The organism is Vreelandella olivaria, assembly GCF_023507745.1.
In the GTDB taxonomy this organism is placed as follows: Bacteria; Pseudomonadota; Gammaproteobacteria; order Pseudomonadales; family Halomonadaceae; genus Vreelandella; species Vreelandella olivaria_A.
In genome coordinates this window covers 23,106-30,684 of the sequence record NZ_JALPZO010000131.1, presented here as the reverse complement: position 1 = coordinate 30,684, position 7,579 = coordinate 23,106, and the positions used below count along the sequence as shown (strand labels likewise).

Annotated in this window: 8 protein-coding genes; 1 reads left to right on the top strand and 7 read right to left on the bottom strand. The window is 53.2% G+C overall.

The window, feature by feature from the left end; all coding sequences use genetic code 11:
* Positions 1 to 104 precede the first annotated feature (104 nt).
* A complete protein-coding gene (locus HP566_RS15575) occupies positions 105 to 1,436 on the top strand; it encodes a deoxyguanosinetriphosphate triphosphohydrolase (protein WP_249978196.1) in 1,332 nt (443 codons plus the stop codon).
* A 10-nt stretch (positions 1,437 to 1,446) separates the two neighbouring features.
* Here HP566_RS15575 and HP566_RS15570 read toward each other — a convergent pair whose 3' ends face one another.
* The 7 genes from HP566_RS15570 to HP566_RS15540 all read right to left on the bottom strand — a co-directional run bounded on the left by HP566_RS15570 (position 1,447) and on the right by HP566_RS15540 (position 7,536).
* On the bottom strand, positions 1,447 to 2,355 hold the full coding sequence (locus HP566_RS15570) for a nuclease-related domain-containing protein (RefSeq protein WP_249978195.1): 909 nt from the start codon (positions 2,353 to 2,355) through the stop codon (positions 1,447 to 1,449).
* A 58-nt stretch (positions 2,356 to 2,413) separates the two neighbouring features.
* Positions 2,414 to 2,788 (bottom strand): translation initiation factor Sui1, encoded by a 375-nt coding sequence (locus HP566_RS15565; RefSeq protein ID WP_249978194.1) that lies wholly within the window; start codon positions 2,786 to 2,788, stop codon positions 2,414 to 2,416.
* 7 nt (positions 2,789 to 2,795) lie between these two features.
* Positions 2,796 to 3,494: an HAD family hydrolase gene (locus tag HP566_RS15560; RefSeq protein ID WP_249978193.1), complete on the bottom strand. Its 699-nt coding sequence runs from the start codon at positions 3,492 to 3,494 to the stop codon at positions 2,796 to 2,798.
* Positions 3,495 to 3,672: 178 nt separating this feature from the next.
* Positions 3,673 to 3,975: a hypothetical protein gene (locus tag HP566_RS15555; protein ID WP_249978198.1), complete on the bottom strand. Its 303-nt coding sequence runs from the start codon at positions 3,973 to 3,975 to the stop codon at positions 3,673 to 3,675.
* Positions 3,976 to 4,140: 165 nt separating this feature from the next.
* Positions 4,141 to 5,205 (bottom strand): class II fructose-bisphosphate aldolase, encoded by a 1,065-nt coding sequence (gene fba / locus HP566_RS15550; RefSeq protein WP_249978192.1) that lies wholly within the window; start codon positions 5,203 to 5,205, stop codon positions 4,141 to 4,143.
* 68 nt (positions 5,206 to 5,273) lie between these two features.
* Positions 5,274 to 6,443 (bottom strand): phosphoglycerate kinase, encoded by a 1,170-nt coding sequence (locus HP566_RS15545; RefSeq protein ID WP_249978191.1) that lies wholly within the window; start codon positions 6,441 to 6,443, stop codon positions 5,274 to 5,276.
* Between the two features lie 19 nt (positions 6,444 to 6,462).
* Complete coding sequence (locus tag HP566_RS15540) at positions 6,463 to 7,536, bottom strand: type I glyceraldehyde-3-phosphate dehydrogenase (RefSeq protein WP_249978190.1); 1,074 nt, start codon at positions 7,534 to 7,536, stop codon at positions 6,463 to 6,465.
* Positions 7,537 to 7,579: the final 43 nt, after the last annotated feature.

The window sequence follows — 7,579 nt, the reverse complement described above, 5'->3', positions numbered from 1 at the left end:
CAGGCACTTATTGAAGAGAAGCCCCGAGCACAGTGTGTTCGGGGCTTTTTGTTGTTTATCAGGTCAGGATTTGTGTCAAAATGCAGTGCTCAAGGAGGAAGACTATGGCACAGATGCACTGGGATCGACTGCTTTCCCCGCAGCGGATTCACGATAAACGTTCTGGAAGTACGCGGGAAATAGGGCGTAGTCCTTTTCACAAAGATCATGACCGCATCGTCTTTTCCGGCTCCTTCCGGCGCTTGGGGCGTAAAACTCAGGTTCATCCGCTGACTGAGAATGATCATATTCATACGAGGTTAACCCACTCACTGGAAGTGGGCTGTGTGGGCCGCTCACTAGGCATGATTGTAGGTGAGCTGTTGCACGATCGCTTACCTGACTGGATTACCCCGGCAGATCTTGGCGTAATCGTTCAAACGGCTTGTTTGGGACACGATATTGGTAATCCTCCTTTTGGACATGCTGGAGAGTACGCTATTCGTGACTGGTTCCACCGTGCTCAGGGGGGTGGACTACTGGAAGGTTTGTCTCCAGAGGAGCGTGAAGACTTACTTACTTATGAAGGTAATGCCCAGGGCTTTCGCGTCATAACCCAGATTGAGTATAACCAGTTCAATGGCGGCATGCGCCTCTCTGCCGCAACACTGGGAACACTGCTTAAATATCCCTGGACCGTGCGCTACAGTGGCCGGGCAGGTAAGTTCGGCTGTTACCAGTCCGAGCAGGCACTGCTAAAAGAAGTGGCGGAGGCAGTTGGTCTATTGCCCCAGGGAGAGCAGCGATGGTGCAGGCATCCCTTGGCGTGGTTGGTCGAAGCAGCTGATGATATCTGTTACGCCTTGCTGGATCTGGAAGATGGCTTGGAAATGGGGATTCTTCGCTATGAAGAGGTGGTGGAGATTCTGCGCCAAATCGCTGGGGAGTTTCCACCTGACTATGCCGATATGGAGCGTCGGCATGTCTCTCAGCGCCGACGCATCGCGCTGCTGAGAGGAGCGGCCATGGAGCGAGCCGTTAATGATGTGGGTGCTGTTTTTGTGCAACATGAGCAGGCGCTGTTAAGCGGAACATTGGGGGAGGACTTGCTGGAGTTATGCCATCCGGACCTGGGTTGGGGTGTTCGTGCAGCGAAACAGTTAGCCCGAGAGCGTATCTTCCAGAATGAGCGCAAAGCCAAACTGGAAATTGGTGCTTACACAACGCTGGGTATCCTGCTTGAAGCATTTATTGGTGCTGCCCATGAATTGCACCATACGGGGAAAAGCTCGTTTAAGCATCAGCGGGTGTTAGCGTTAATCGGTGAAAATACGCCTCTGCCTTCCTGGACACTCTACGATAGTTATCGGCGGATGCTGGACTTTATCGGAGGTATGACCGACCACTATGCAGTGGATCTTGCCCAGGAAATGGGTGGCCGTCTGCGCGGTGACTAATTCGCGTGCTCTATACCGAGGGCTGGCGGAGGTGTTTCAGTTCCATGAGTCGTGCGCGCTCAAGCAAAATATGAATCACTTTATCGTGAATCGCATCGCTCATATGCCCTGGCTTCAGCTCAGTTAATTGGCGGGCTAATTGCTCGCCACTGACCACCAGGATATCCGGTGATGCTTCGCTGGTATCGATTTGCCAACCTGGTAGTACCAGTACGCCCTTGACCGGCACAGAGACACCACAACGCCGTTCCAGCCATTGGGTTAACCAACTTACCCCCTGACGGGTTTTATGCAGTGGTCGGCGTTCCTGCCAGTGAGGGAAGCGTAAACGCTCACGTTCAACTGCCACACTGTTAAGCTCTTTGCCATCGGTGCTGATTGCGAGAGCCCGGGCGCGGGTTTCAACAACAAAAACGCCGTGTGGTGTCACGACAACATGATCAATCGTAAAGCTATCGGTGGGAACATCGTGGAATACATAATAGGGATGCGCTTCGGGCCTAACCAGACGTTCAAGTTCCTGACCCACTGCCAATTCACAGGCCAGGCCGAGCTTAAGGCGGCGTATCCGCTGGTAATCGCGTATCAATAGCAACGAAAATGCCAGCACCAGGAGGGTGCTAAGTGAGCCGTAGAGAGCCCACTCCACCCAATCCTGCCGGACGACAAATAGCATACGGCCCATACCATATACCAGGGGCGCAAGGCTGATAATGGGGCCGAGTGCGCCATTGAGAAACAGGCTGGAGAAGGCTTGGTCTAACCGATACCGCAGGGCTTGTCCGGGTTCGCGCAGAGGTGCGTTGAACGGTGATTGTACGCGAGCGTCGTGGAGGCTACGCAGTGCCAACACGATGCCGCCCATTGCTGCCATGGGAAATAGGAAGATAAGCGGTAGCAGGTATTCCAGCCAAACCATTGTAGTGCCTTGCCCTTTTGCGATTTACTCAGCGGCAAACCGACATCATTGAGGTGTATTAGCCACCCGCCAACTTTACTTGGTAGCCTAATGACGTTAATGCTTGTTTCAGCGTCTCGCGGTGATCGCCTTGAATTTCGATAACGCCATCTTTTACTGCGCCGCCAGTGCCGCAGCGCTTTTTCAGTGACTTGGCGAGCGTTTTCAGCTCTGCACTGGTCAGCGGTATACCACTGATAGTGGTGACACCCTTGCCTTTACGTCCGCTGGTTTCACGGCGTATACGTATGATGCCATCTAATGTGGCAAGACGCTCCTGCTCGCTGGCAGCTTCACAGCTGCAGTGATCAATAGGCTCGCGGCAATCGGGGCACGTTTTACCCTGTTCGGTTGAGTATACAAGCCCGCCGAGCTGGTCGTGCAATGAAGCCATACGATTACTATTTCTCTGTTATGTATGTGGGCACTGCTACTTGCCATAATTCATGGGTGAGGCGCTCAACGACGGTGGGCAACTGATACATATTGCTAATCATGATTGCACCTTCAGGTGTGGCTTCAGCATCCGGAAAGCGGTTTAAATGAATCACTGTCATGCCTGCCTGCAGTGCTGCACGAACGCCCACTAATGCATCGTCAATGGCAATACAGTTATGAGCGGCAAAGCCCATGATACTGGCTGCGTGTAAATGTAAACAGGGTTCTGGCTTCCAGCAGTTGGCGGTATAGCCGCTAAACAGCCGGTTACCAAAATAGTCAGCTAGCCCGGTCGCCTGCAAAGCCGTATGAATTTTACTCTCTGGGCCATTGGAAACAACAGCGCTAGGGTAGTTGCTTAATACATCCAGCGATTCACGTGCGCCAGGAATGGTGGTCAGCTCATTGGCCAGGCGGTTGGCCAGATTGGCGCGCATTGCTTGTTCCATGCGAGCGAGCTGACCGGCATCCACATCGCCATAGCGTTGCTGAAGCTCGGCCACAATACGTCGAAAGCGGGCGCCACGAAACTCCCCAAGGTAATCGGAAGAGGCAAACGGTAAGCCGATGGAGTTTAGTCCAACGGCCATCTCTGCGGCCAAAAGAGGTTCACTATCGACGAGGGTGCCATCACAATCAAACAGCAAAAGTGGAAGTGGCATTGTCGTTCCTTGGAGCGCCTTATGCGCTACCCATGTTGGTTGAAGCCGACCATACTGCTATTGAACGAGATTTTTCGCCCTTTGTGAACACTGTTTGATAATTTTTTTACAGATGATAACCTCCTTGGCCATGATAGCCAGGAGATTAAGAGTGAGGAAGTTGAGCCTATAGACGCTATTAAGACGACAGGCGACGCGAGTTGGCGCTGCTGCGACGATGATATGGTTTCATGGTTTTTTGGCTGGTTACCCACCAGGGAGCATAGTGACCGCTCATGGCACTGAACAGTGCTTTTTGCATTACCAAACCGGCTTCCATACTGGCCTCAATCTTTTCAGTCACCATGCGTTGATTTTCAAGCATCATTGATGGGCTAAAAAATGGTTGTGTTTGCCACATTTGTTGACGTTTGTTGATGGTCGATAACGAAGAACTCCAAAGCTCAAACGCCATAAACCCCGCTTTCCAGATATCAAACATGGCCATTGGCGTTGCTGACATCATCAGGGGGGATTTTTTCATAAGGTTGTTACCTTGCGTAGAATAGAAGTATTTGTGGCTCCCCTAAGTAATAGCCTATTTACGCTGCGTTGCAACAATAAAAAGGCGGCTTTGGGCCGCCTTATCAACGTACTAAAGAAAAACTTATTTAACGTTAGGGGCCAGCTCACCGCGCTCGTAGCGTTCGAACATTGCCTCCAGGCTGATGGGTTTGATTTTGCTCGCATTGCCTGCTGTACCAAAAGCTTCATAGCGAGCGATACAGAGGTCGCGCATTGCTGTAACGGTTTCTTTAAGGAATTTGCGTGGGTCGAACTCAGAGGGGTTCTCGGCCATAAAGCGGCGTACGGCACCCGTGGAGGCAAGGCGTAAGTCAGTGTCGATATTGACCTTGCGTACACCGTGCTTAATGCCTTCGACAATCTCTTCAACCGGTACACCGTAGGTTTCCGGAATCTGACCGCCGTACTGGTTAATCACTTCCAGCCACTCCTGGGGTACCGATGAGGAGCCATGCATGACCAAGTGGGTATCCGGAATACGTGCATGAATCTCTTTAATGCGCTGAATAGAGAGCGTATCGCCCGTGGGCGGCTTGGTGAACTTGTAGGCGCCGTGGCTGGTACCAATCGCGATTGCCAGTGCATCCACGTGGGTGGCTTTTACAAACTCGGCTGCTTCTTCTGGATCAGTCAGCAGTTGCTCCATGTCCAGTTTGCCTTCGGCACCGATACCATCTTCTTCACCCGCCATGCCGGTTTCCAGGCTACCCAGGCACCCTAGCTCGCCTTCCACTGAAACACCACAGGCGTGGGCCATTTCCACCGCACGGCGAGTGACATTGACGTTGTAGTCGTAGTCCGTCGGCGTTTTGCCGTCTTCACCCAGCGAACCATCCATCATGACGGATGAGAAACCCAATTGAATGGAACGTTGGCAGACGGCGGGGCTGGTGCCGTGGTCTTGGTGCATAACCACCGGGATATGGGGGAACTCTTCCACCGCAGCCAGAATCAGGTGGCGGAGGAAAGGGGCGCCAGCATATTTACGTGCGCCAGCGGAGGCTTGCACGATGACCGGGGAGTCGGTGGCATCGGCGGCTTCCATGATGGCGCGCATCTGCTCAAGGTTGTTAACGTTGAATGCTGGAATGCCATAGCCATATTCGGCTGCGTGGTCGAGCATTTGGCGCATGCTGATCAAAGCCATGAGGTCACCTTATCTGGGTTGTCAGTGTGAACGGGTGCAGTGAGCGTGCAGGTTCAAATCGTTGAGTATTAACCGCGCTGGGCGGCAGCTTTGAGCGCGGCGACGGCAGGTAGTTGCTTGCCCTCGACATACTCAAGAAACGCACCACCGCCGGTAGAAATATAGGAAACTCGGTCGGCGATGGCATATTTATCAATGGCTGCTAACGTATCACCCCCACCGGCGATTGAGAAAGCCTGACTGTCTGCAATGGCGCGAGAAAGCACTTTTGTGCCTTTGCCGAACTGATCAATCTCAAATACTCCGACCGGGCCATTCCATAAAATGGTGCCCGCGTCTTTTACCAGGCTGGCAAAATGGGCAGCAGTATCAGGGCCAATATCCAGAATCATTTCGTTATCGGCGACTTGATCAACCGGTTTTACCACTGCAGCTGCGGATTCTGAAAATTCAGTCGCTACCACTACATCGCTGGGTAGAGGGATGGCAACCTTGTCCATCAGTGTTTTTGCCTGGCCAATTAAATCTGCTTCATAGAGCGATTTGCCCACATTATAGCCTGCGGCGGCAATAAAGGTGTTGGCGATGCCTCCGCCAACAATAAGCTGATCGCACTTTTCAGAAAGCGCTGTTAACACATCCAACTTAGTGGAAACCTTGGAGCCGCCAACAATGGCGACCATCGGTCTGGCAGGGGCCGCTAACGCTTTCTCAAGAGCATCCAGCTCCTGGGACAGCAGTGGGCCTGCACAGGCGGTGGGGGCAAAGCGGGCAACGCCATGGGTAGAGGCCTGAGCACGGTGTGCCGTGCCGAAGGCATCCATAACAAAAATATCGCACAACGCAGCATACTGTTTGGAAAGCTGCTCAGCGTCTTTCTTTTCGCCAGTGTTAAAGCGAACGTTCTCGAGCAGCACCACGTCGCCATTATTCAGTGAAAGTGGGTTGTCGAGATAATCCGTGACCAGCGACACCGGGTGGCCTAACAGCTCACCTAAGTGGGCAGCGACGGGGGCCAGAGAAAACTCATCGGCGGGCTCACCTTCTGTTGGGCGACCTAAGTGGCTCATCAGCATGACTTTTGCCCCCGCTTGAGTCGCCGCCTGAATCGTTGGTAGAGCTGCCCGCAACCGTGCATCGCTGGATACCCGGCCATTTTTAATCGGTACATTCAAATCTTCACGAATCAGCACACGCTGCCCTTCCAGGGGCAGATCAGTCATTTTTTGCACGTTCATGTGAGCGGTTACCTCGTGTTCAAACGGATAAAAAAGAGTCATGCGGCCCTGTGCGAGCCTTCCCCGCCTGGAGTGCTGCCAGACGCTGGCTGATATCCAGCATGCGATTGGCAAATCCCCATTCGTTGTCAAACCAGCACAGTAGCTTGATCAAACGCTTACCAGCCACCCGAGTCTGTGTGGCGTCCAGGATGCCAGAGCGTGGGTCGTGATTAAAATCAATCGAGGCCATGGGGGCTTCAGTATAGCCGAGTACACCGTTCAGGCGTTGCTCACTGGCACAACGAAGTAGTGCATTAACCTGTGCGGCTGTTGTGTCATGGCGTACGGTTAAGGCGGCATCCATGGCGGAGACATTGATCGTGGGCACCCGGACGTGCAGGCACTCAAAGCGTCCGGTAAGCGAAGGCATCAGGCGGCTGATACCGACGGCCAGGCTGGTATCCACAGGCACAATCGATTGCATGGCCGAGCGGGTAAGACGCAAATCAGTTTGATGATAGGCGTCTATAACGGGCTGATCGTTCATGGCGGAGTGGATAGTGGTCGTGACACCATGTTCAAGACCCAACGCCTCATCCAATATGGTTAGCAGCGGTACCAGGCAGTTAGTGGTACAAGACGCCGCCGATAAGATACGCTGTGAAAGCGCCAATTCATGCTCATTGATTCCCCACACGATAGTGGCGTCCACATCGTTTTCAGCTGGCTGTGAAAATAGTAACCGTTTGGCACCAGCAGCCAGATGCTGTTCAGCGGTGGCCCGGTCCTTAAAGCTGCCGGAGCACTCAAGCACCAAGTCGATCTCCAGGGCAGCCCAGGGCAGTGCTTGCGGGTCTCGCTCGCAGAGTATCTGGATGCGCTGACCATTGATGATCAAGGCGTTGCCATCATTCTCTACATCGCCAGGGAAACGTCCGTGGGTGGTGTCATAGCGAGTAAGGTAGGTAATTGTCGCGAGATCAGAAAGCTCGTTGATGGCCACCACCTCAATATCTGAGTGACCACGCTCAATCAATGCCCTAAGCACGCACTGTCCAATGCGCCCGTAACCATTAATGGCAATGCGATACTTAGAGGTTGTCTTGGCCATGTAACGAGGCGGCTCTTAAAAATGAAGCAGGGCCCGTATCGGG